This window comes from Rheinheimera sp. SA_1 (genome assembly GCF_001669775.1).
Classification (GTDB): domain Bacteria; phylum Pseudomonadota; class Gammaproteobacteria; order Enterobacterales; family Alteromonadaceae; genus Pararheinheimera.
In genome coordinates, this window is record NZ_LXWK01000019.1 from 164033 (window position 1) to 188553 (window position 24521).

Consider the following 24521-nt stretch of genomic DNA (forward strand, 5'->3'; position numbering starts at 1 on the left):
GGCATGACAATCCAATGTCTGCGTGGATGCGTAAAACTCACTGCAATTTAGCACAAAAAGGGGCACAGATGTTTACCGGAATAGTTCAGAGCACTGCCATTGTCGACCAGATCGAAGATCGACCTGGTTTTCGAAAACTCAGATTGCAGGTTGCCAGTCGGTTTTTGCAAAGATTAGAGCAGGGCGCCAGTATATCGATTAACGGCACTTGTCTGACGGTCACGGCTTTTGATGCGCTAACCGAGCCTGGTTGGGTGCAGTTTGATTTAATTGATGAAACGTTGCGCTTAACCAATCTGGGGCAGTTAACCATTGGCAGCGCGGTAAACTTCGAAAGGTCGTTAACGCTGGGCAGTGAGCTCGGTGGTCATATTTTGTCTGGCCATGTTCAGACCCAAGCTGAAGTATTACAAATTGTCGAAACCGAGCACAATTGGGCTATGGAGTTGCAGCTGGCAACAGAGTGGCATCCTTACGTCTTTAGCAAAGGTTTTATTGCGATTGACGGTATTAGCCTGACCGTCGGTGCGGTTGAGAATGGCCGTTTCTGGCTACACATTATTCCGGAAACTTTGGCAGTGACCACGCTTGGGCGCAGACAAAGTGGTGATAAGGTCAACATTGAAATTGACCAGCAAAGTTACACCATAGTACAAACCGTCGAACGTTTGCTGCAGGCTCGAGGTTTGATTACAGCACAATAAAATCGTCAGTGGTTTTTAATAAATCTGCTCATCTTCGGCATCCACAAACACCTGCACGCTTTTGTGCAGGTCATCTTTGTGCGTGACGATATGAATAGGATTACAGCAGTTGCTGCAATCTTCTATATCGTCTTGATCTTCACCGCTGACATCCAAAGTTACGTGTGTTGGGTGGCCGCAAAATGGGCAGAGAATGGTTTTGTGAATTAAGTCCATCATCGCCTCCAGCGCGCAGTGCGGTTGTTCTGATTTATAAGCACATGTCGCAGACCTTTGCAGCTAGGCCTTCGTGGTGCCACCTAAACTACGACCGCCATCCACCGCCAGAATTTGGCCAGTGATGTAAGGTGCAGTCGCCAGAAACAATACCGTTTGCGCTATATCTGTGGGTTGACCTAAATGACCAAGCGGGATTTGTGCCAGAATACCGGCTTTATCCTGTTCGGTCAGCGTGGGCATTACTGCTGTTGTTTGCTCGCTTGGCCATAAAATAGCGCCAGGCGCAATGCCGTTCACTCTTATTGTAGGCGCTAAATCACGTGCCAGTGATCTGGTCATCATCGCTAGCGCGGCCTTTGCCATACAATAAACGGAATGTTGCGCCAGTGGTTTTTCCGCATGTATGTCTACCAGATTGATTACACAACCCTTTTGTTTGTAAAGTTCCGGTGCCAGTGCCTGAGTCAAAAAAAATGGTGCTTTCACATTACTGCCAAATAAATCATCCCACTGGGTTAAAGTGGCAGTACCAACCGGGGTTGGGTAGAAACTTGAAGCGTTGTTGACGAGTAAATCGAGCTGTCCAAATTGACCTGGCACCGCTGCCGCAAACTCGCCGAGTGCCTGCGCATTGTTTAAATCAGCACGCAGCCAACAGGCCGAATCTGGTCTGATTATATTCAGTTGCTGACAGAGCTGCTGAGCCTCAACAGTTGATTGCCGACAATGTACGATGACCCGAAAACCTGCCTGATGTAGCCTAAGGATGATTTCCCGGCCAAGTCGTTTTGCGCTGCCTGTGACCAGGGCAACTTTTGTAGGTGGTGCTGACAATGTGCCGTAATGCACTGGAATTTCGCTCATCGGATTAATTCCGCAGCCGTAAGCTGCAATAAAGAAGGTAACTTCAGATCGGCAATGCCGTAGCGGACATCATGAAAGTTAGCGTGTTCGGGCACCGCTATACAACGCATCCGTGCCGCTTTAGCCGCAATCACCCCGGTCACACTGTCTTCGAGTGCCACACATTGTTGCGGCTCCACACCAAGTGCCGCTGCAGCATTTAAGTAAACCTGGGGATGTGGTTTAGCCAAAGGTAAAAATTCGGCGGAACAAGTGGCCTGAAAATAGTGCAGCAAATCAAAATGTTTTAAAGTTGCGAGCATCATCCGATGGTTTGATGAAGTTGCCAACGCGGTCGGCAAACCTAAATCTTGGCTTAATCGCAAAGCCTCACGCGCGCCTGGCATCAATTTACCGTGCTGAATAATCAACTGAATCACGTTATCAATAATGGCGTCACCCACTTCAGCCGGAGTCGGGCCTTGCCAGGCAAATTTGGAATACCAATATTGCACCACGTAGTCGCAGCGCCAGCCGAGCGTTTGCGCGGTATCTTCAGGTTTAAGCGGTACACCTAAAGACGAAAACATTTCAAATTCAGCGTGTTGCCAGAAATCTTCTGAATCCAGTAACAAACCATCCATATCAAAAATTACTGCAGCTGACATACATCTCCGAAACGGGCGGTTGGTCTGAATTAACGAAGCAGTTGCTGAATATATTCTTTGGCCTGCCAGCTATAACGACCACCGCGCAAATAAGCGTGGTGTAAAAGATGGTACAGATTATAAAGATCTTTGCGTTCAGGGTAACCCTCCGGCAACGGATTTACCTGGTTATAAGCGGTAAAAAAACTGGCTGGCAACGGGTTGAACATATCGGCGTAAGCTATATCGGTTTCCCGATCACCAAAATAACAGGCCGGGTCAAATAACAGCGGAATTTCGCCTAAAAAACCAATATTGCTGCGGATAAGTTCGCCATGCAGCAAGCTCGGCGTTGGCTGGTGCCCGTGCAAACGCTGCCTTACTCGTTCGACGATGGTGTCAATGTCGCCGAAATGCTGCTGTTGCTCGGCCAGAAGTTGTAGCAACCAACCAATTCTTTGCTCGGAGAAAAAGCTCGACCAGTTGGCTTGCCACTGATTTGGCTGCATGGTTGCAGACAGATAATTATCCCAGTCAAAACCATACATGGCTTGATCATCTGCCTGATGCAAAAACGCCAGTTGGTGGCCCAGCGCTTGCCAGCCATACGGATGTTCGCTGCTCAGCGGCAAATATTCCAGCACCAGAAAAGATTTATCCAGGGTTTGGCCGGCGCAAATCACTTTTGGAGTGCGCAGGCAATGGCGCTGGGCGATATAGTTCAGACTTAAAGCTTCGGTTTCGAAACTATCGCGCACTTCACGTTGATTCAGTTTGACGAAAAACTGTTGTTCCTGGCCCTGGATTTGATAAAGCAAATTGCCGGAGTGGGTTGGTAACTGCTGTTTATGCTCAATCTGAAAATCGAATTGTAATTCTGCGCTGATTTGCTCAGCAAGCGCTTGCCACATATCCTTGCTCCATGATTGCAGCCGACCAGAACGGCGCGATAAATCAAGTATGGAACAAAATCCGCTTTTGTGAACAAGACGCATCGATTTGCAACCAGATCTGCAACTCAGCTCCACAACCCAGACCTGCAACAAGGGTTGCCTGCAAAGCGCACAAACGGGTAAGATAACGCCGCTTTTTGGTTGACCGGCATAGGCTACGCGCCGTGTGGGTTGGTTTAACCGTTCGTATGGTTGAACGCTAAAAAACATTCACCTTCATTATTGTTCACAAGTGACCCTTGGTATGGGTCACCACTGTAAGGAAATTGACATGCCAGTTATTACTCTGCCTGACGGAAGTCAGCGCGTTTTTGATGCCCCATTATCTGTATTAGATGTTGCCAAAGATATCGGTCCTGGCCTTGCCAAAGCGACCATCGCCGGCAAAATCGACGGTGTACTGGTTGATGCCTGCGAAATTATCGACCGTGACGTGAAACTGGCCATTGTGACCAGTAAAGACGAAGCAGGCCTGGAAATTCTGCGCCACTCTTGTGCGCATTTGTTAGGTCATGCCATCAAACAATTATGGCCGAACGTCAAAATGGCGATTGGTCCGGTGATAGACAACGGTTTTTATTACGACGTTGATTTAGACCGCCCAATCAGCACCGAAGATTTAGCTGCGCTGGAAGAGCGTATGCTGCAACTGGCTAAAACCGAATATGACGTGGTGAAGAAAAAAGTCAGCTGGCAACAAGCCTATGACACCTTCGCGGCGCGTGGCGAAAGCTACAAAATGGAAATTCTTGAGCAGAATGTCGCCAAAGACGACCAGCCGGGTTTATACCATCACGAAGAATACGTCGACATGTGCCGTGGTCCACACGTGCCAAATATGCGTTTTTGCCAACACTTCAAAATTATGAAAGTGGCCGGTGCCTACTGGCGTGGCGATTCCAAAAACAAAATGCTGCAGCGGATTTATGGCACAGCATGGGCAGATAAAAAGCAGTTAGGTGCTTATTTAACCCGGTTAGAAGAAGCCGAAAAACGTGACCACCGCAAAATCGGTAAAGCGCTGGATTTATTCCACTGGCAAGAAGAAGCGCCAGGTATGGTGTTCTGGCATAACGATGGCTGGACTATCTACACCGAACTTGAAAAGTATGTCCGTGAAAAACTGCGTTCATTTGATTATGACGAAGTAAAAGGTCCTTTAATGATGGACCGGTCTTTGTGGGAAAAATCAGGCCACTGGGATAAGTTTGCTGGCGGCATGTTTACCACTGAATCGGAAAAACGTGAATACGCCATTAAGCCGATGAACTGCCCGGGTCATATTCAGATTTTTAATCAGGGTCTGAAGTCTTACCGTGATTTACCACTGCGGATGGCTGAATTTGGTTGTTGTCACCGCAATGAGCCGTCAGGTTCTTTACACGGTTTAATGCGGGTGCGTGGTTTTACCCAGGATGATGCGCATATCTTCTGTACTGAAGAGCAAATTGAAGCCGAAGTCGGTGGTTGTATCGACATGGTGTACGAGACTTATAAAACCTTTGGTTTTGATAAAATCGTCGTTAAGCTGTCAACTCGCCCGGAAAAACGCGTTGGTTCTGATGAAATTTGGGACAAAGCCGAAAAAGCTTTGGCCGATGTTTTGACCAGCAAAGGCATCGAATTTGAGTATTTACACGGTGAAGGTGCCTTCTACGGCCCGAAAATCGAATTTACTTTACACGATTGTCTGGACAGAGCGTGGCAATGTGGTACTGTGCAGCTCGATTTTTCAATGCCAGCACGTTTAGGCGCCTCTTATGTGGCTGAAAACGGCGAGAAGCAAGTTCCGGTGATGATTCACCGTGCTATTTTAGGCTCGCTGGAACGTTTTATCGGTATTTTGATTGAAGAATATGCGGGTTTAATGCCGGCATGGTTGGCGCCAACTCAGGTTGTGGTAATGAACATTACCGATAATCAGGCCGATTATGTCAAAGAATTAGTAAAAACTTTCAAATCTCACGGAATTAGAGCAACTTCTGACTTGAGAAATGAGAAGATTGGCTTTAAAATCCGCGAGCACACGCTGGCACGTGTTCCTTATTTGGTTGTCGTCGGTGACAAAGAAGTTGAAGCCGGTGATTTAGCCTTAAGAACACGCAAAGGCGAAGACTTAGGTAAGATGTCTGTCCAAGCGTTAGTTGAAAAACTGACCACAGAAATCAAAGACCGGGTCTGATGATATTAATCCTTGGAGGAACATACCATTAAAGTAGGAAAGAAACCGTTACCAACGAACAGACCGAATCGTATTAACGAAGAAATCAACGTCCGCGAAGTGCGTTTGATTGGTCTGGAAGGTGAACAATTAGGTGTAGTAGGTACCGCTGATGCCATTAAATTGGCCGAGGAAGGTGGTTGTGATCTGGTAGAAATCAGTCCAACAGCTGAGCCGCCTGTTTGTAAGTTAATGGACTATGGTAAGTTCCTCTTCGAAAAGGGTAAAGCTGCGAAAGAGCAGAAGAAGAAGCAAAAGCAGATCCAGATCAAGGAAATTAAATTCCGGCCTGGAACTGATGAAGGCGATTACCAGGTAAAACTACGCAACCTGCGTCGCTTCATTGAAGAGGGTGACAAAGCTAAAGTAACACTGCGTTATCGTGGTCGTGAAATGGCGCATCTTGACATCGGTATTGACGTATTAAACCGGATCAAAGACGACATGGCAGATATCGCTATCTGTGAATCGTTCCCAAGTCGGGTTGAAGGCCGTCAGATGATTATGATGCTGGCCCCAAATAAGAAGTAATAAGTGCATACAAGTAAAAGTCGTGTTCCGCTGCGGTAACGCAGTGGAGTGTGGCTTTTCGCCTTATTATTCGTTGTAATCAAAACAATGCGAGTTTTTTAACTATGCCTAAGATGAAAACCAACAAAGGTGCTGCAAAGCGCTTTAAAAAGACCGCTTCTGGTGGTTTTAAACGTAAGCAATCACATCTTCGCCACATCCTGACGAAGAAGTCTTCTAAGCGTAAGCGTCAGTTAGGTCCAAAAACGTTAGTTGCAAAAGTTGACGTCGCTGGTATCGCTCGCTGCTTGCCATACGCATAATATTAGGAGATTTTAAATGCCAAGAGTAAAACGTGGTGTGACCGCACGTGCGCGTCACAAGAAGGTATTAAACCAGGCTAAAGGTTACTACGGTGCCCGTAGCCGTGTTTATCGTGTAGCTTTCCAAGCAGTTATCAAAGCCGGCCAATACGCTTACCGTGACCGTCGTCAACGTAAACGTCAATTCCGTCAACTGTGGATCGCGCGTATTAACGCTGCTTCACGTCAAAACGGTTTATCTTACAGCCGTTTCATCGATGGTCTGAAAAGAGCATCTGTTGAAATCGACCGTAAAATTCTGGCTGACATCGCTGTATATGACAAAGGTGCATTCGCTGCCCTGGTGTCTAAAGCGAAACAAGCTTTAACTGCTTAATTTTAAGTAGTTTAAAAAGGCAGCTCCGGCTGCCTTTTTTGTTTTTTAAACCTCAATCAAAATTTTCAGTGTTTGTCCGCTAGCCACTCATTCGTCGCCGTTGCGCCTTGTCCCGTCGAAACTCACGTTGTGATAGTCCGGTAATTTGCTACACTTTCTTTACCCAAAATAGAGAAGGATCTGTGATGAGGCGATGTCTGGCCTTACTCTTGACATGGATGGTTGGCTTTATGCTGTTACCACTCTTTGCACAACCGCTCATCATTAAATATCCGGCAGTCGCCACCATGAGCGACTTTCGTTCCGAATATCCTATTGCATTATTGCAGCTTGCTTTTGATAAAGCGGGTGTCGACGCAGAACTGCAATCTTCGGCTGAACCTATGTCAAAAAGCCGCGCTCTGCATTTGCTGAACTCAAATGGTGGTATCGATGTGGTGTGGACCATGACTTCGACAGAGCGTGAACTGCAGTATTTACCTGTTCGAATTCCAATCTATCGTGGCCTTGGCAGCTATCGTTTATTGCTGATTAACGCCGCTGATCAGCATAAATTCAGCCAGTTAAAAGACAAAAAGGCTTTGCAACAACTTAGATTTGCACAGGTGCATGATTGGGTCGATACCGAGATTTTACGTGCCAGTCGTTTTTCGATCCTGGCAGTGTCAAAGTACGAAAATTTGTTTCAGATGTTATTAAAAGGACGTGTTGAAGCTATTCCTCGCGGCGTACTGGAAATTGAAGCCGAAAGGCAAACCTGGCAGCAACAAGGGTTGGTGATTGAAACCGACTGGCTCATTCATTACCCTGGCGCGGTATATTTTTTTGTTAAACAAGACAATTTGGCTTTGGCAGCAACGATTGAACTTGGCCTGCGCAAAGCACTGGCCGATGGTAGTTTTTTGGCTCTGTTTCAACAGTTTTTTCAAAAACATTTAGCCCAGATGGCACTTGAACGGCGCACGTTGATTGAACTGCCAAATCCATTTTTACCACCCTTGACACCGATTGACGATACCAGCCTCTGGCATCGGCTTGAAACTCAACAGTGACCGAAATTTTGGTCTGGGCCTGTACAGCCGGCATTGCCTCAACGATCGACATAAGCTTAAAGTGAAGGCTGTCGTGCTCTGATGTGCAAGGCTTTGATTTTCATCCAAACCATTCAACCAAACCATCAAACCGAGGCTGACTGTGGACGTATTTTTTGCCGTATTGTTTTTTGCTTTTTCCAGTACTATCACGCTTGCCCCGAACAATATTATGATCATGTCGTCCGGCGTGAATTACGGCATTAAAGCCAGCGTGCCGCATTTGCTCGGCATTTGCCTGGGATTTCCAACCATGGTGCTGCTGGTTGGTATTGGCTTTGGGGTGGTATTTCAGCAATACCCCTGGCTGCATTTGATCATTAAAATTCTGGGCATCATTTATCTGATTTGGTTAGCGTGGCGAATTGCCAGCAGTGCACCCGGCAGCGTAGATGGGGTAAAACGGCCACCGCTCACATTCTGGCAGGCTGCGTTGTTTCAGTGGGTGAATGGGAAAGCCTGGGTAATGGCATCAGGTGCTATTGCTGCATTTACGTCGCTGGCGGGGACCTTTTATTACGATGTATTGCAAATTACTGCGGCATTTTTACTGCTGAGTTTCCCTTGTGTAGGTACCTGGCTGGTATTTGGTGCCATTCTGCGGCCGTTATTGGCCAAGCCGCTGCCGCAGCGGATTTTTAATATCAGTATGGGCTTATTGCTGATTGCTTCGGTCATACCTGTCATCTACGAGATGTGGCCGTGGCACTGAGGTAAACCTACAGCCTGGAGTGTAAGCCATTTTAGCGAGGGCTGATCTTTCAGCGTGTTTTTGTCCGGAACAGGCTCGTTGTTAGATGACCTCCCTGGCCAGCTTCAACAATTGCGAGCTCAGTTTGAGGCCCCGCTGTTGTGCCAAACTATAATTGATGCGAAAACTGATGCCATCTGGTTCGGTGATTAAACCGATGACGGCCAGGCTATGAAAGGCTTCGCTATTATCGGTAATCACCAATACTGGCGTTCGCATCAACTGCTGTTGCCAGCGGCTGAGCTCAGCGTGTTGATCCAGGCTCAGAATTAAAAGTTGGCAGGTTAACGCTTGTATCGGTTGCTCGATGGGTTCAATCTGCAGCGGCTCGCCTTGTGAGCTATACAGCTTTGTCTGCTGTAACGCTTGCAGCAACGGTGTATTACCGGCAACACAATAACGAAATTGTGCAGGTGGTGGCGGAGGCCATTCGGTCAGTTGTACAAAGCGTGCTACGAATCTGGCCTTGAGCAGCATGTCCGGTTCAACCGCCATCACCGGGAAACAACCGGACAAGCAGCTGAATAAACAGTAGAACTGCAGCAGCCACTTCATTGGCCCAGTCTCCACTGCAGGGCGATGCGGACTGTCCGGTCGACATTTTGGATCGGCGGCGCAATCAGGCTCGGCTGATCATAATAACGAGTCTGTGTCAGGTTATGTACACCAAAGCTCACCTCCAGTTCATCCGACAGTTGCCATAGCAGATTTGCATTATGCAGTACGTAGCCCGGAAATTTTTCCAGCAAGGTTTCGCGTTTACTGACCGCCCGGGTTTGCCAGCTGAAAATAAAGCTGGGGTTAAAAAGAGGTTGGTTGTATAGAAAGTTCAGCAGATGTGACGGTGAGTTTTCCAGTAATTTCGTCTGTTGCTGATAACGGGTTCGCTGCCATGACCAATTCAGTCTGAGCTGCTGTTGCTGACTTCCCCTATATTCAATTCCGGCATCCAGACCATGACTTCGTAAGTCGCTGCCGTTGACAAAAATACCGGTAAATGGGTCTAGCTCGATTAAATCAGTGATGTGCGATTGAAAAAATGACACTCGATATTGAAACTGCGACGTCAGATAATGTTGCCAGGCCAGCTCAGTCGTTTCTATTTTTTCCTCCGAAGGGATAGGGTAAATGGTGAGAGCATTGGTACTGAATTCATTCAGATTGGCGACCCGAAACGCACTGCCATGCATCAGTTTAAACGTCATATCGGCGTTGGTTTGCCAAATCCAGGCCACTCTTGGCGTGGTGATCGCAGGGCCGGTTTCACTGTCATCAAAGCGCGCACCCAGCACTAGCGTATGTTCTGGCAGCAATTGCCATAAGTCCTGCAAAAAAATGCCCGTTCGATGATTATTGCCAATAAAGGTAAAAGCTGGTGGAAAACCTTCATTGCCGACGGTAATTTGTTGCAGCACATCCTGTTGATGCTCGATACCTGTCATCAACAAATGCCCGGCAAAGCTACGATTGATCAGTTGGAGTTCAAGATGCTGCCAACGTCCGTCCATCCTGGTGTCCGATACAAACCGCTGTAACGCGGGATCCCGATAAGGTTGTAACCTTTGAAAACCAAGTCCGCTTTGACTCAGTTTGGCGTCAAGTTCCCATTCAGGCGAGAAGGTGAATTTTTTACTGAGCCGGTAGAAATAATTGCGATCTGAAATGTTGCTCAATTCAGGTGTGAAATGTTCGTTCAAGCCCACGGGAATGGTTAGTTTCCGATGATTGAATGCCCCTTGCCACAGCCAGCCTGAACTTTTAAAGCCGGCTTGCAGGCGATAAAAATCTTCGTGATTCCGGGACTGCAGCAGGTCGGTCAATTCAGCCGGGGCAGGATAAGTCAGCGGGATATTAGGGCGTTCGTTCACGCTGGCACTGAACCAGCTTTCCCAACTTGCGTACTCGCGATGCGCCACATTCAGTCTGAATTGTTGCTGCTGAAGGCTGTCTAGCTGCAGCGACAGCGCTACACCATGTAATCTGCTGACACCTTTGGTCACTATATTGAGCACACCAAAAAATGCATTGTTGCCGTAAAGTGCAGAACCCGGGCCTGGGGTAAATTCAACCCTTTCGATCGATTCAACATCAATCATTGCATCCGTCCCAACCAGCATGGCATCGCCGATATTGTCGTTTGCACGCACGCCATCAATTAAAAACAACAATCTTGAATTAAAATCGGCGTGACGACCTAAACCCCGCACGCCGATGTAATTAAATCCGCCATCGCTGGTAATGTGTATTCCCGGCATCAGCTGCAGCACTTCGGCCAGTGTCCGCATCTGATATAGCCGGATGTCCTGACTGGTGACCAGATAGGTGATAGCCGGTGCCGAGTCAGCGCTTTGTTGGGTGCGGCTAGCCGTGGTGATTTCCACATCCCGCGGCACGGCGTTTAACGGTGTCCGCAGCAATGCTTCCAAGCTTGGTTCGGATGTTTGCGGCTCGGTCTGCTGCTGCGCCAATACTGAAAAACAACAGCACAGAGTCAGTAGGACCATGGTGTTATGGTGCATCTTGCACCCGGCGAAAGGTGTTTTTTCCGGCACGTTTTGCGGCGTACATCGCTTCATCTGCTTTTTGCAGCAGCATGGCGGGTTCTGCAGCATCCAGTGGGCAGAAGGCGAGGCCGATTGTCGCGCCGACCGGCATCAGCTGTTCGCGAATGAACATCGGTTGACGTACAGCGGCAATCAGGCGATCAGCCAGTGATTCTGCGTGCCGGATATCACCAAGTTCGGTCAGCAGCACCGCAAATTCATCACCGCCTAACCTGCACAACACATCGTGCTCGCGCAGAACCTGCTGCATCCTGGTGGATACCATCTGTAATACCTCGTCACCATAATCGTGGCCAAAACTGTCATTCACCGTTTTAAAGTTATCTAAGTCGATAAACATTAACGCCATTATTTTCTGGTGTTGCAGAGCTTGTTGTATCGATGAGCTTAGTTGCTGCTGGAAATATAACCGGTTGGGCAGTCCGGTCAGACTGTCATGATGGGCCAGTTGTTTTAATTGCTGTCCGGTTTGACGCTCATCAGCCAGCTGTTGTTTCAGCCAAAACTGATTGGCGGCAACCTGAGTAAATAACTCATTGATCCGCTCGGTCAGCCGACCAACTTCATCGTTTCGTCTGACGACTCCTCGTACGCTATAGTCATTATCCCGCGCGGCCTGCTCTGCCAGTGCTGCCAGCTCAACGATAGGCGATAACACCCGTTTTTGCACCAGCCGTAATCCTCTGCTGGCCAGCGCCAACATCAATAATGTGATCAGCGCCATCAGTGCGATAAGTGCCATCACCTGATGTTGTAAATTTTTCAGACTGAGTTGTACCAAAAGCAGTCCTACCAGCTCTTGCTTAAACATAATGGGTAACTGAATTTGATATTGTTGCCATCCTGAGACCACATTAACTTTTTGTGGCCAGATAGCCGGCGGCGTTAATGTCTGTGGCAAGTCCGGTTGCTGCCACTGCACAAACAGCGTCTGGTCGTTTTGCAGTACTTGTACGGCCAGCAAATCAGTTCCCCGGCTGAAGGTTTGCAGTTCTTGCTGCGCCGATTTTGTGTCGTTGAATACCAATGCCGCTGCTATGCTGCTGCCAAGAACTTGCGCACTGGCCAGCGCATTATTCTGTTGATGTGAGATTGATCCGAACCACAAAGTTGCAGCCATGGCGGTGAAGGTAAAGGACAGGGTCAGCGCCAGAATACCGTTATTGACGCGTGTCAGTCTGACGACCAGAGAATCGGGTAAATCTGTTTTGTGTTTTGGTGTCAGAATACTGGGTTGCGTCACTTACTGGGTCGCCTTATCCGGACATTTGACGGCGTTGCCACCGACACAAAAGCTGAGAAGTCTTATTTTTTATAGCTGCTTGCGATAATATAGCGAGGATTTTATTAATTATTTTCTGAAGCAGGGCGAGTCCGGATCATGCGTGAGCAACAGCTGGAAAAAATAAATCTCGAACATGATGCCGCCCGGCTCTTTATGCGTTTGTATGAACAGCAGTTTGGGTTACCGATGCGTCATATCTGGCATAATGAGCCGGCCAAACCCGATGTTTCCTGTTATCTGCAAGAACAACGACTGGATTTGGAAATCGCGCACTTGTATGGCAGTGAAGCCGAAGCCATGCATATTCTTGGCCGACCGTTATCCTTCCAAACGCATCAGCAGTTACTAGCCTTGCAGCAAGTACCCGCAGAGCATCGCTTGCTTGAAGCGTTGAACCGGTTGATTGCCCAAAAAGGCCAGAAAAAATACGACAGCAAACGTGTCTGGCTGGTGATCCGCAATGTTAATCCACATTGGCGTTGTCAGGATCTGCAGCAGCATCGGCCGCGCTTATTGTTACCAAGTCAGCATCCATTCGAACAAATCTGGCTGGTGGGTGATATGGCAGGATTGTCAGGCATTTTACCTTTGTATCCGGTAGAAATGTGGCAGCAGGCGTTGCCGTCAGTATGAAACTGTCCCTATGAAAAACTGGTACCATCGTTATTTTAGGTTGCTCAGCAACATCGCCAATAGCCGTTGGCCGGCAATTGGCTGGATTTGGTTTTTGTTGTTGTGCAGTTGTGGTTGGACCGGTTTTTGGTTGTTTGCCGATCTACGTCTTGGTGGCGAATTATTGCTGCCGTTATTGCTCACCTTGTGGATACTGATTTGGCTGTTTATCCGGTTGGTATTTAATTTTCACCCCCCTTTGTTGCCTGGCGGTTCCGGTTGGCGCCTGACCTTTCGACAGTGGTGGTTTTATGGAAAACTACATGGAACTGCTTGTCTGATCTTATTGTTAATCTCAGGCTGCTTGCTGATTAGTCTGAAACTGGCGACCGTGATTTGGCGCTCGTTCGGTTAAAATCTTTAAAAACACCTACTTTAAATTGTCGACCCGGAGAAAACCCATGTCCGTCCGGACTCTGAAACGATGTGATGTATTTTGCAGTGTGATTGATAATTTTGGCGATATCGGTATTTGCTGGCGGCTTTCCCGGCAACTCGTGGCCGAGCATGCTGTCGCAGTTACCCTCTGGGTGGACGATTTGCAAAGCTTCCAGCGTATTTGCCCTGAGCTTAACCCGCTATTGCCGCTTCAGCAGATCAACGGCGTTTGTGTCAGGTTATGGCAGGCTGACTTACCAAGTCTTGCTGCGACCGATTACCCGGATTTACTGATTGAAGCTTTGGCTTGTACTGTGCCACAGACTTACCTGCAACAATTTTCGGAACTTCGTCCGGATGCTATCTGGCTAAATCTGGAATATTTATCGGCAGAAGATTGGGTACACGGTTGCCATTCGCTGGCTTCACCACAAGCGGGACTTCATCTTGCCAAATATTTCTTTTTTCCAGGTTTTACGGCGCAAACCGGTGGTTTGCTAAGAGAAAGGGGCTTGGTCGACGACTTGCACCAGTTTAGTCAGGATTTATCGGCCCAGCAGCAATTCTGGGAGCGGGCCGGTGTTGTCTATGCCATGCGCTACGACTTAAAAATTTCACTGTTTTGTTATCAGCAGCAAGCGATTGCCGGTTTTGTCGGGCAGTTGCAGCAACTATCGCCATCGGTGTTGCTGGTGGTGCCGGAAGGCGTCGTTGCACAGCAGCTGCGGGAGATTTGGCCGGAGCTGACAACGCAAACATCGGTAATACTGCACAATCTGCGGATTGATATCCTGCCATTTTTGCCCCAGCCACAGTACGACTATCTGCTGGCAGCCTGTGATATTAATTTTGTGCGCGGTGAAGATTCGGTGATCCGGGCGCACTGGGCGGGTAAACCGATGATTTGGCAAATTTATCGCCAACAAGACCAGGCGCATCAAGTAAAACTACAGGCATTTTTGGATAAATATCTGCAGATGGCGCCACCGGCACTTTCAGCGCTCATCCGGCAACTGCATATTCGCTGGGATCTTGAACAACCACTTTTGGAATTACTGCCATTACTAATTGAAAATATTAAAGAAATTACCGAATATCAGCAGCAATGGCAGCAGTTTTTAATGTTACAGCAAGATCTTGTAACCAACCTCGTGCGTTTTGCTGAAAATAAATTTATAATGCCCCGCAATTTTTCCTAACAAGAAGATATTTCAATTATGATGAAGACTGCTCAAGAAGTACGCGCTGGCCAGGTGATCATGGTCAACAACGAGCCAATGGTTGTTCAGAAAGCTGAATTCAACAAATCTGGCCGTAATGCTGCTGTTGTTAAAATGAAAATGAAAGGTCTGTTGACCGGTGGCGGTTTAGAGACTGTTTACCGCGCTGACGACAAGTTCGAACAAGTAATGCTTGATACCAAAGAAGTTACTTATTCTTACTTCGCTGACCCAATGTATGTATTCATGGATGCTGAATACAACCAATACGAAATCGAAGCTGAAAACATGACTGAAGCACTGAAATATCTGGTTCCGGATATGCAGTGTTCAGTTGTATTCTACGGCGAGCGTGCAATTTCTGTTGACCTGCCTCCGTTCGTTATTCGTGAAGTTGTGTACTCAGAACCTGCTGCCCGTGGTGATACTTCAGGCAAAGTGATGAAGCCAGCTAAACTGGACACCGGTTTTGAACTGATGGTTCCAGCATTTGTTGAGACTGGCGACAAAATCGAAATCGATACCCGTACTGACGAATACCGTGGCCGTGCTAAGTAATTTACGATTAATTTAGCCGCCAACTGAAAAAACCCGCTGCCATTGCGGGTTTTTTTATCGCTGATTTTCCTGGAAATTTAGTCAACTGACCGCTTCGTTTTGTACCGCTACATCTTTGCCATTTTATATAAATCAGCAAGTTGCAAATTTGGATCGCGGCTTTGTTTAAGTTGGCACAGCAACAACAAGGCGCAACTATAGGCGTCTGCCAAGGCGTGATGTTGCTGGCTGGTTGGTAAATGATGTCGTTGCAGGCAGGCATTTAATTGCAGATCCTGGTTTTTCACCACTTTTCCATGTTGTTGTAATCGCTGCCATTCCAGTGCCATGGTGTCGACAAAACGCAGTTTTGGCGCTTTACCAAATAACCGCTGACAGGCCACTGTGATGAATTGTTGTTCGATGTTAGCGTGATGCGCCACAAATACGGCCCCGGCGAAGTCGCTTAAAAATTCACTCAGTACTTCACTGAGATCGCGGGCGCTGGTTAAATGGTGGTCGTGCACCCCATGAAACACCGCACTTTGACCAACACTGACCGGAGTTGCAATTAAATGGTGTTTTGCGTTGGCCAGCACAATTTCCTGCGCCTGAATCACCACCCAACCGATACTGACGATGTAATCGGTTTTGGCATTCAGGCCGGTCGTTTCGATATCGATGACAACAAAACGACAATCAGCGATGTTCAGCCGGGGATCGGCAGCGGGGATTTTGTCAAACTGCTGAATGATGTCGCTCACCGGTACTTTCAGCGTCAGCTTTCTGCTGAAGTTCAGCTGTTGCGCCAGCGTTCGCCAATCGGGTAGCTGCAGCCGGCTCAGCCATTTTCTTACTTTGCGCTGGTTTGGCAATAGCGGCATGTCACAACTCGCGGCAAAAACGATAACGCAATGATTGTTGTGCCGCATTGATCACGTTAAAACAATCCTTTAACTGATGCCGTTGTAAACCCGATAAATGAGCCGGATCCAACAGGTTGGTCACGTCATGATCTTGTTGCAGCTCGTGCACGTGCTTGTCAAACCTTAACTGTGACAATACATCAAAGGCGTCCAGCAGGTTTTGCATTTGTTTTGTTTCAATCAACTGCAGTTTCGCGAGTTGTTGTAAGCGCGCTCTGGTATTGATTTGGGTGATGCCAGCAGACAATGCGTAGACTCTGACAATATCCGTCAGCAGGCTGATACCGCGTTTTTTCAGATCCAGGCCTTGTTTGTGGTGGCCATCGGGTTCCAGAATGAAATTCTTAAAAAAGCCGAGTGGGGCGGTTCGTTCCAGCGCTGTGTGCGCCATATGTAGTAAAAACAAATCGTTATTGACGGTGCGTGCCAGAATATCCTGTTGTAATGCATTAAAAAGACCACGACTTCCTTCAATCACCCGCAGGTCGAAATAGATACTGGCATTGAGTAATGCGGCAGGAGTCGGGGTGCCAATCCAGCGTGCAAAACGAGTCGACCAGCCTTTTAAGCTCAATCGCAGTTCGTCATTACTCGCCATAATATTGCCGGGGCATAATTTCACGCCACAGCGCGCCAGCCCCTGACAGACAAATTCAGCCAGCGCCTGAAAATAATCGGCTATTTCCGCCACCGGTTCTTTTTCCAGTAGCAAAGCATTGTCCTGATCGGCGTTCAGACTTTGATCCATTCGCGCCTGCGAGCCAAACGCCAGCCAACTGAAGACACAAGGCGCATTACCGAGTTTAATTTGTGCAAGCTGGATCAGGCGCTGCGTCAACGCATCGGTGAGTGTGGTTAGAATATGACTGGCTTCAGCGGCTGGCACTTGCTGCTTGCCCATTACTATGGCCAGTGTTTTGATTTGCAGACTACATTGTTCCAGGCCGTCGACGGTTTGCTGGCGATGAATTTGGCCAATCAGGTACACCGGATGGTCTTGTTGCGCCCGAATAATGTCAGTTGCGGTGATCATGCTACAGCTAACGTTGTTATCCATCACCGGCAAGTGGTGAATATTGTGCCGGCTCATCAACTGCACGGCTTCAAACAAATAGGCGTGCCGGTCAATGTGGTGAGGTTGGCGGGTCATGATTTGACAAACCTGGGTACTGGCGGGCAAATCTTTCGCCAGCACTCTGCTGCGTAAATCGCGGTCGGTGACAATACCAACCAGTTTATCCTGTTCTTCCACCAATAATGACGACACCCGCTGTTCGGTCATCAGCGCGGCGGCAGTTTGCACATTTTGTTCTGGTGCAATGGTGACTTTGCGGTGGTGGATGATATCGTCGATTTTCAAGGTAAAACGATTGTTGTGCTGTTGTTCCTGGTATTGATGCAGCCGACGGCTGAATAAGCGCTGGAAAAAAATATCGAAATTTTTAAACTGGTGACGTAACTGGTGGAAACTCTGCTGATCAAGCCAATACACCAGGCCATCTTCTTCACAGCGTAACTGATCGTGATCGCCAAGCTCCGTGAGCAACCGCTGATAACCGTAAAAGTCACCTTCCTGTAGTTTTGCCAAAAGTTGTTGCTGGTCGCTGTACAGCGAAAAAACGCCGGTGCGGACAATCAGCAGCCGGTTGGTTTCTGCGGGTACCAATTCTTGTGCCTGATAATAATAAACGGTGAAATGGCGGGTCAGCCGACTGATTTGTGCCGCCGGCAGCTGGTTAAATGGCGTGGTATGCGCCAGGAATTTACTGACTTCGCTGATCTCACTCATATTGTTCGGCACACCTTTTCTTTGTCGGAACACTGTAGCAAGCGGGAAAAATCCGCGACAGTCTACTTTAGTCGGAACGGCTGGTTTTACAGAGCTGCAGCAGCACCACATCGTTGGCTTCTAAAGGTTGCCAGCTCTCATCAATGGCTTCACCGGGCTTGGGCAGCGGCAGCGTGTCGCTGTACAAAGCTCGTTTTTGCAAGGCGCAGTGGATCACTTGTTTAATCCGTCTTGCAGGTTGGCGATGCTCGAAAAAGTACAAATCAACCAGCATTAAATCGGCATTGTGTTGATTTGAGCTGGCGTTTTTACTATCCATTGCTACGAACTGCAGGGTGTGCGGTTTGAGATAACTCCAGGGGCGCCACCAGCTGGAACTTTCAATAGTGCGCACGACGGTGACACCCTGTGGCAATAAACCACTTTGATGGCGGAACCAGTTGTATTCACCATGAATTTGAAAAATCAGCATGCCAAGACCGGCAAAAACCGGCACCCAATAGCGGGGTAAACGTTGGCTGGTAAACTTTCGTAACAGCAAGGCAATCCCTGCAGCGCCAACACCGGCGATAATTGTGGCCAGAAGTTCCCATAACATCGTATTGGTTGTCCTTAAAAGCGCAGGTTATAAAAAAATGGGCCTGTGATGGCCCATCAGTGAGCAGGCGGATTGTAACCTGTGTTCAGCAACAGGTTACAACGGCCCGATACTATTAATGATCAACATTAATGATCAACAGCAATACCGGCTCCCCGCGGGAAACGCACGCTTTCTACCAAATCCTGGATCGCTTTTGGTGGTTGTTCAGTCACTGCTGAGACCCCAAAGGCGACCAGGAAGTTAATTGCCGCGCCTACAGCGCCAATCGACAGTGGTGATATTCCAAAGATCCAATTTTCTGGTACGTTTTCAAACGACGCCGTGCCTGGAATAAAGAACCAGCCCAGGTACAGGAAGATGTAGACGCAGGTAAAGACTAAGCCTGATAACATCCCCAAAATCGCCCCTTTGCTATTTACCCGTTTCGAGAAAATGCCCATCATCAAGGCCGGGAAAATTGACGCTGCGGCGATACCAAAGGCCAAAGCAACGGTTTGCGCGGCAAAGCCTGGCGGATTCATGCCGAGCCAGGTCGCGACGACAATCGCCACACCCATCGAAATCCGCGCATAAAGCAGTTCTTGTTTTTCGGTGATATGCGGATTAATGGAACCTTTAATCAAATCGTGACTGATGGCAGAAGAGATAGCTAACAACAAACCAGCCGCTGTCGATAATGCTGCAGCTAAACCACCTGCGGCAATTAAACCAACCACCCAGCCTGGTAAATTGGCAATTTCAGGATTGGCCAGTACCAGAATGTCGTTGTTCACCGTCAGTTCGTTACCTTTCCAGCCGCGCTCGGTCGCTGTCGCTTCAAAAGCAGGGGTGTGGTTGTACAACTGAATACGGCCGTCACCATTTAAATCGTCGTGTTTGATTAAACCGGTTTTTTCCCAATTTTTAATCCAGTCTGGCCGATCTTCATATTTGATGGCATCGGCAGTCGGGCCATCCGGGAATATCGTAGTCATCAGGTTTAACCGTGCCATGGAAGCAACCGCAGGCGCAGTCAGATACAGGATGGCGATAAACACCAGCGCCCAACCGGCTGACCAACGCGCATCGGCAACTTTTGGTACCGTGAAGAAACGGATAATCACATGAGGTAAACCGGCGGTACCAATCATCAGCGATAAGGTAAACAGCACCATATTCAGTTTGTTATCCACGTCAGCGGTGTAATCAACAAAACCCAGTTCACGCACCACTTCATCCAACTTTTGCAGCAGCGGTACACCAGATTGCACATGATCAGAGAACAAACCTACCGGTGGTAAAAAAGTGTCAGTCAATTGCAGCGAAATAAACACCGCCGGAATGGTATAAGCCACAATCAACACCACGTATTGTGCAACTTGGGTATAGGTAATGCCTTTCATGCCACCTAGTACGGCGTACATAAAGACAATCACAGCGGCGATAATTAAACCGGCGTCACTGCTGACTTCCAAAAAGCGTGAGAACGCTACACCGGCGCCGGTCATCTGGCCAATAACGTAAGTAACTGAAGCAATGATTAAACATGCTACAGCAACTAACCGCGCCCCCGAGCTGTAAAACCGATCGCCGATAAAATCCGGCACTGTAAATTTGCCGAATTTACGTAAGTAAGGCGCTAACAGCATGGCGAGTAACACATAACCGCCGGTCCAGCCCATTAAGTAGGTGGAATTAGCGTAACCGCCGACGGAAATTAAGCCGGCCATTGAAATAAACGAGGCTGCTGACATCCAGTCAGCGGCGGTCGCCATGCCGTTCATGACCGGATGGACACCACCACCGGCGACATAAAATTCTTTGGTTGAACCGGCTCTGGCCCAAATCGCGATGGCGATATAAAGCGCAAAAGAACCGCCGACAAACAACAAATTGATTGCAAATTGACTCATCAGGGCTTACTCCTCGTCCAGGCCGTATTGTTTATCAAGTTTGTTCATCTTCCACGCATAGAAGAAAATCAAAATGATAAAAGTAATAATCGAACCCTGTTGGGCGAACCAAAAGCCTAAATCAGTTCCACCTACTGCTATTCCCGCCAGCAGTGGCCGGAAGATAATGCCAAAACCATAGGACACCAGAGCCCAGATGATCAGGCTACCGATGATCAGACGCAAATTGGCTTTCCAATAGGCCTCTGCATTTTTATCATGCACCGTCATTGTTTAAATCCTTCTTTTGTTATTGTTGCGAGCAGATTTAATCTAGCAGTTGCGTGTTAGAGCGATAGCCCGACTTTAGTCGAACGAAATCATTGCAGTATTGACATCAAGGCGTAGCTAACGAACATTAGCGGCTGGCTTTCGCCATATAAATTATTGGAGTGGTTCGTGGCTGCTTGGATTGTCGCTGTATTGGCGTTGTTTTATGTCGGTGGATTGTTCCTGGTCGCCAATTGGGCTGAGCGGCACGCTTCAGATCAGCTGCTACGAAAGTATGGCGGGCTGATTTATAGCCTGGCGCTTGCTGTTTATTGTACGTCCTGGACTTATTACGGCGCTGTCGGTTCGGCCATCAGTTCCGGCTGGGACTATGTGCCGATTTATCTAGGGCCTTTGCTGGTGTTCGTGTTTGGCCAGCGCGTGCTGCGTAAGTTGTTGTTTGTTGCCAAAAAGCACAATGTCACTTCCATCACCGATTTTATCAGCGCCCGTTATGGCAAACGCCACGCCATCGCGGCGATGAGTGCGTTGTTGTGTTTGATTGTGGTGGTGCCTTATATCGCGTTGCAGTTAAAAGCGGTGGCAACCTCTTATCAGGTACTGTTAGGCCAGCCGGAAAATACCCAAGCGGCGTGGTGGCAAGATTCAGCTCTGTTAAGTGCGGTAACGATGACGTTGTTCGCCATCTTATTTGGTACCCGCAAAGTCCATTTAACCGAGCAAAACCGCGGCGTGATGGTGGCGATTGCCTTTGAATCGGTGATTAAACTCACCGCACTTCTCACGCTGGCGCTGGCAGTTTGTTGGTTTGTACTGGACCGCCCCTGGTCTGTGTTCATTGACTTTACCCACTATGCTGCAACTCGTAGCAGTAACGAATCGTTCAGTCTGCTGGCCTTTATCACCAAAACCATACTGGCGATGGCGGCTATCTTTTTGTTGCCCCGGCAGTTTCACGTCACTTTTGTTGAAAATGTTGCGCCACAACATCTGCAACACGCCAAACGCTGGTTCAGCGGTTATCTGGTGCTGGTAACTTTAGTGGTGCTGCCGATTGCGCTCGCGGGTTATCAGTTATTTCCACAGCAACTGGCGCAAGCCGATAGTTTTGTATTGTTGCTGCCGGCCAGTCAGGGCTGGGAAAGTATCAGTGCGCTGGTGTTTATTGGCGGTTTTTCAGCGGCAACGTCAATGATAATTATCGCCACACTGGCACTCAGCACCATGATAAGTAACGACGTGGTGATGCCGACTTTATTGCGGGCCGACCCAAATCAACAACTAGCCCGCGATTATAGTCCACTGATTTTACGGGTACGCCGGCTGATGATCGTGGTGGTTATGGCGTTGTCGTACGGTTACTACATGCTGTTTGCCCGAAATTATGAGCTGGCAGAAACCGGCCTGTTGGCCTTTGCTTTGATCATTCAGCTAGCGCCAGCGGTACTTGGTGGTTTGTACTGGCGCCATGGTCAGGCGTCAGGCGTTTATGCTGGCGTAGGTGTTGGTTTTACGTTGTGGTTTTTCTGTTTGATGCTGCCACAGTTGGTCAGTGTGGGGGTAGTCGACACCGCGATTATGCAGCAAGGGTTATTTGGCCAAAGCTGGCTTCGACCGACCCAGCTGTTTGGGCTGGACATCGACCCGCTTAGCCACGGCGTGTTTTGGTCACTGGGACTTAATTTACTGGCGTATGTTGCAATGTCGTTATTGCATAAAGCCAATTTAAACGACCGGCTACAAGCTGTTGCCTTTGTAAAACCCAATTTACCGCTGGATGAAGTGAAAACGGCCAGGCGTAGCCGGGTATATGCTCAGGATTTAAAAACTTTACTGGAACGGTTTATTGGTGCTGGACGCGCCGATGAATCTATTGCCGATTTCAGTCGCCGTCAATTGCAGCCGCCGGCCTTGGATGAAGCACCAGAGCCTGCACTGGTGCGGCACATCGAACGTGAATTAGCCGGTGTAATCGGTTCTTCCAGCGCCGCCGCTATGGTCAATGCGGTGCTCGATGGCCGGCAGCTGGCGTTTGAGGATGTGGTGACATTATTTGATGACACCCGGCAGGCTATTCAGTTTTCCCGTAAAATTCTGTTTTCGACCCTCGAGCATTTAAGTCAGGGCGTCAGCGTCGTTGACCGTGATTTACAGCTGGTGGCCTGGAACCGGCAATATCTGGAAATGTTTCATTACCCGGAAGGCATGGTGCGGGTTGGCCGCTCTATCGCGGATATCGTCAGGTTTAATGCCGAACGCGGCTTGTGTGGCGAAGGCAGTGCCGAAGAGCATGTGCAAAAGCGGCTGCAGCATATGCAGCGTGGTACGGCGCATGTGTTTCAGCGGGTACGGCCAGATGGCACGGTGATTGAAATGCGCGGAAACCCCATTCCGGGTGGTGGTTTTGTCACCAGTTTTACCGACATTACCGAGCATGTGAAAGCGGTGCAGCAACTGGCGGAAGCCAAACAACATCTGGAACAAAGGGTGGTAGAGCGCACGCAGCAAATCAGCCAAATCAACGAAGAACTTCGTGATGAAATTGATTTACGCCGGATCACCGAACAACAGTTGTTGCAGGCTAAAGCCGAAGCCGAAAGCGCCAACTCGTCAAAAACCAGATTTTTGGCGCTGGCCAGCCACGATATTCTGCAGCCGCTAAATGCCGCCCGATTATTTACCGCTGCATTACAGGAGCATTCGGAACCGGCACGACAACAAGCGATGATCGGTCAGCTGGATAATTCACTTAAAGCCACCGAAGAGCTGATTTCAACCTTATTGGAAATTGCCAAACTGGATGATGGCAAGTTAGAGCCGGCGCGACAACCGGTGGACCTTGCCAATTTGCTCCTGCAGTTGCGAGATGAATATTCGCTGTTGGCGGCGCAAAAAAAACTGCAACTGAAAGTGCGGGGGGCGCCTTATCTGGTACAAAGCAACTCAACGTACTTGCGTCGTATATTGCAGAACATGCTGTCCAACGCGATAAAATACACGCCCAAAGGCAAAGTGTTGTTAGGGTGTCGGCGGCACGGCCAGTATTTGTGTATTGAAATGTGGGATACCGGCCCCGGTATCGCAGCTCAGGATTTACCTTATATTTTCGATGACTTTTATCGGGTTGATGCCACCTCAAGGGGGGAATCCGGTGTTGGTCTTGGCCTTGGTGTGGTGCAGCGGATGGCGAAAAGTCTGGGTCATCCGCTTGACGTGGTCTCAGTGCCGGGCAAAGGCACCGTGTTTCGACTAACGGTGCCGTACCGTGGAAAAGTTGAAGTTGCACCCAGCAGTGAATTATCACCACCGATAGCAGCTGTTCAGCACAGTCCATTTGCTGGTTTGTCGATTTGTTGTGTCGATGATGATGCAACAAATCTGGCGGCACTTGCTGCGTTGCTCCGGCAATGGGGCGTGGGACAACTGCTAAGCTGCCACGACGCCGCCGGCACTTTGCAGCTGGCAACAACAACGGCTGCGCCGGATGTATTGATCCTGGATTATCAGTTAGGTCAGCATCAGCACGGCATACAACTGTACCAGCAACTAAAGCAGTTTTGGCCTGCTGTACCGGCGATTCTGGTATCCGCTGCTCCGGAGCCGGATTTACCGGAGCGGGCCAAACAAGCCGGGATGATTTTTCTGGCCAAGCCTATCAAAGCCGCGGCACTTCGGGCCAGCCTGAATTACTTGCGTCTTGCCAAGGGCCGCTAACGATTCAACGCGCTAGGCTTGGATTCTGGCAAGCT

General features: G+C 48.7%; 24 protein-coding genes. 12 read left to right on the forward strand and 12 right to left on the reverse strand.

The window, feature by feature from the left end; all coding sequences use genetic code 11:
* The first annotated feature begins 68 nt into the window (after window positions 1-68).
* Window positions 69-704, forward strand: a complete 636-nt coding sequence (locus A5320_RS19630; RefSeq protein ID WP_068069260.1) for a riboflavin synthase — start codon at window positions 69-71, stop codon at window positions 702-704.
* A gap of 15 nt (window positions 705-719) precedes the next feature.
* On the opposite strand, the gene A5320_RS19635 is transcribed toward A5320_RS19630, so the two are convergent.
* The 4 genes from A5320_RS19635 to A5320_RS19650 all read right to left on the reverse strand — a co-directional run bounded on the left by A5320_RS19635 (window position 720) and on the right by A5320_RS19650 (window position 3324).
* Entirely contained in the window at window positions 720-920 is a 201-nt protein-coding gene (locus A5320_RS19635) for a CPXCG motif-containing cysteine-rich protein (RefSeq protein ID WP_068069263.1), read from the reverse strand.
* A 63-nt stretch (window positions 921-983) separates the two neighbouring features.
* Window positions 984-1787, reverse strand: a complete 804-nt coding sequence (locus tag A5320_RS19640; RefSeq protein WP_068069266.1) for a pteridine reductase — start codon at window positions 1785-1787, stop codon at window positions 984-986.
* Window positions 1784-2434, reverse strand: coding sequence for a hexitol phosphatase HxpB (hxpB, locus tag A5320_RS19645; RefSeq protein WP_068069267.1), 651 nt, complete (start codon window positions 2432-2434; stop codon window positions 1784-1786). The genes A5320_RS19640 and hxpB overlap by 4 nt, the downstream gene beginning before the upstream one ends.
* Before the next feature lie 29 nt (window positions 2435-2463).
* A complete protein-coding gene (locus A5320_RS19650; RefSeq protein WP_068069270.1) occupies window positions 2464-3324 on the reverse strand; it encodes a fructosamine kinase family protein in 861 nt (286 codons plus the stop codon).
* A gap of 313 nt (window positions 3325-3637) precedes the next feature.
* On the opposite strand from A5320_RS19650, the gene thrS reads away from it, so the two are divergent.
* The 6 genes from thrS (at window position 3638) to A5320_RS19680 (ending at window position 8599) form a co-directional block, all read left to right on the forward strand.
* Window positions 3638-5548 (forward strand): threonine--tRNA ligase, encoded by a 1911-nt coding sequence (gene thrS / locus A5320_RS19655; RefSeq protein WP_068069273.1) that lies wholly within the window; start codon window positions 3638-3640, stop codon window positions 5546-5548.
* A gap of 12 nt (window positions 5549-5560) precedes the next feature.
* Window positions 5561-6118 carry a translation initiation factor IF-3 gene (gene infC / locus A5320_RS19660; RefSeq protein ID WP_269454662.1) on the forward strand — a complete coding sequence of 186 codons (558 nt, stop codon included), beginning with the start codon at window positions 5561-5563 and terminating at the stop codon, window positions 6116-6118.
* Window positions 6119-6222: 104 nt separating this feature from the next.
* On the forward strand, window positions 6223-6420 hold the full coding sequence (gene rpmI, locus A5320_RS19665) for a 50S ribosomal protein L35 (RefSeq protein WP_068069322.1): 198 nt from the start codon (window positions 6223-6225) through the stop codon (window positions 6418-6420).
* Window positions 6421-6436: 16 nt separating this feature from the next.
* The gene (gene rplT, locus A5320_RS19670) at window positions 6437-6796 is read left to right on the forward strand and encodes a 50S ribosomal protein L20 (RefSeq protein WP_068069276.1); all 360 of its coding nucleotides are present in this window, start codon (window positions 6437-6439) and stop codon (window positions 6794-6796) included.
* A gap of 230 nt (window positions 6797-7026) precedes the next feature.
* A complete protein-coding gene (locus tag A5320_RS19675) occupies window positions 7027-7848 on the forward strand; it encodes a substrate-binding periplasmic protein (RefSeq protein ID WP_197490209.1) in 822 nt (273 codons plus the stop codon).
* Window positions 7849-7990: 142 nt separating this feature from the next.
* Window positions 7991-8599 (forward strand): LysE family translocator, encoded by a 609-nt coding sequence (locus A5320_RS19680; protein WP_068069281.1) that lies wholly within the window; start codon window positions 7991-7993, stop codon window positions 8597-8599.
* 81 nt (window positions 8600-8680) lie between these two features.
* Here the strand turns inward: A5320_RS19680 and A5320_RS19685 are convergent, their stop codons facing one another.
* Genes A5320_RS19685 through A5320_RS19695 form a run of 3 tightly spaced genes read right to left on the reverse strand, consistent with a single transcriptional unit; the run spans window position 8681 to window position 12445 of the window.
* Window positions 8681-9193 carry a YfiR family protein gene (locus A5320_RS19685; protein WP_068069284.1) on the reverse strand — a complete coding sequence of 171 codons (513 nt, stop codon included), beginning with the start codon at window positions 9191-9193 and terminating at the stop codon, window positions 8681-8683.
* Complete coding sequence (locus A5320_RS19690; protein ID WP_068069291.1) at window positions 9190-11157, reverse strand: TonB-dependent receptor plug domain-containing protein; 1968 nt, start codon at window positions 11155-11157, stop codon at window positions 9190-9192. The genes A5320_RS19685 and A5320_RS19690 overlap by 4 nt, the downstream gene beginning before the upstream one ends.
* Window positions 11147-12445 carry a sensor domain-containing diguanylate cyclase gene (locus tag A5320_RS19695; RefSeq protein ID WP_197490211.1) on the reverse strand — a complete coding sequence of 433 codons (1299 nt, stop codon included), beginning with the start codon at window positions 12443-12445 and terminating at the stop codon, window positions 11147-11149. The genes A5320_RS19690 and A5320_RS19695 overlap by 11 nt, the downstream gene beginning before the upstream one ends.
* 138 nt (window positions 12446-12583) lie before the next feature.
* On the opposite strand from A5320_RS19695, the gene A5320_RS19700 reads away from it, so the two are divergent.
* From A5320_RS19700 to efp, 4 genes are read left to right on the forward strand one after another with little or no spacing between them, the layout of a single operon-like run.
* Window positions 12584-13120: a hypothetical protein gene (locus A5320_RS19700; protein WP_068069294.1), complete on the forward strand. Its 537-nt coding sequence runs from the start codon at window positions 12584-12586 to the stop codon at window positions 13118-13120.
* A gap of 10 nt (window positions 13121-13130) precedes the next feature.
* The gene (locus tag A5320_RS19705; protein WP_068069297.1) at window positions 13131-13514 is read left to right on the forward strand and encodes a hypothetical protein; all 384 of its coding nucleotides are present in this window, start codon (window positions 13131-13133) and stop codon (window positions 13512-13514) included.
* Between the two features lie 46 nt (window positions 13515-13560).
* Window positions 13561-14736: an elongation factor P maturation arginine rhamnosyltransferase EarP gene (gene earP, locus A5320_RS19710; RefSeq protein ID WP_068069299.1), complete on the forward strand. Its 1176-nt coding sequence runs from the start codon at window positions 13561-13563 to the stop codon at window positions 14734-14736.
* An 18-nt stretch (window positions 14737-14754) separates the two neighbouring features.
* A complete protein-coding gene (gene efp / locus A5320_RS19715) occupies window positions 14755-15315 on the forward strand; it encodes an elongation factor P (RefSeq protein ID WP_442966062.1) in 561 nt (186 codons plus the stop codon).
* 107 nt (window positions 15316-15422) lie between these two features.
* On the opposite strand, the gene A5320_RS19720 is transcribed toward efp, so the two are convergent.
* From A5320_RS19720 to A5320_RS19740, 5 genes are all read right to left on the reverse strand, one after another.
* Window positions 15423-16178 (reverse strand): 3'-5' exonuclease, encoded by a 756-nt coding sequence (locus A5320_RS19720; protein ID WP_082971930.1) that lies wholly within the window; start codon window positions 16176-16178, stop codon window positions 15423-15425.
* A gap of 1 nt (window position 16179) precedes the next feature.
* On the reverse strand, window positions 16180-18009 hold the full coding sequence (locus tag A5320_RS19725; RefSeq protein ID WP_068069302.1) for a putative nucleotidyltransferase substrate binding domain-containing protein: 1830 nt from the start codon (window positions 18007-18009) through the stop codon (window positions 16180-16182).
* Between the two features lie 67 nt (window positions 18010-18076).
* Entirely contained in the window at window positions 18077-18607 is a 531-nt protein-coding gene (locus tag A5320_RS19730) for a hypothetical protein (RefSeq protein ID WP_068069306.1), read from the reverse strand.
* Between the two features lie 128 nt (window positions 18608-18735).
* Window positions 18736-20502, reverse strand: coding sequence for a sodium:solute symporter family protein (locus tag A5320_RS19735; RefSeq protein ID WP_068069308.1), 1767 nt, complete (start codon window positions 20500-20502; stop codon window positions 18736-18738).
* Between the two features lie 6 nt (window positions 20503-20508).
* Complete coding sequence (locus tag A5320_RS19740) at window positions 20509-20772, reverse strand: DUF4212 domain-containing protein (protein WP_068069311.1); 264 nt, start codon at window positions 20770-20772, stop codon at window positions 20509-20511.
* Window positions 20773-20940: 168 nt separating this feature from the next.
* Here A5320_RS19740 and A5320_RS19745 point away from each other — a divergent pair, with 168 nt between their 5' ends.
* Entirely contained in the window at window positions 20941-24486 is a 3546-nt protein-coding gene (locus tag A5320_RS19745; RefSeq protein WP_068069313.1) for a PAS domain-containing hybrid sensor histidine kinase/response regulator, read from the forward strand.
* Window positions 24487-24521: the final 35 nt, after the last annotated feature.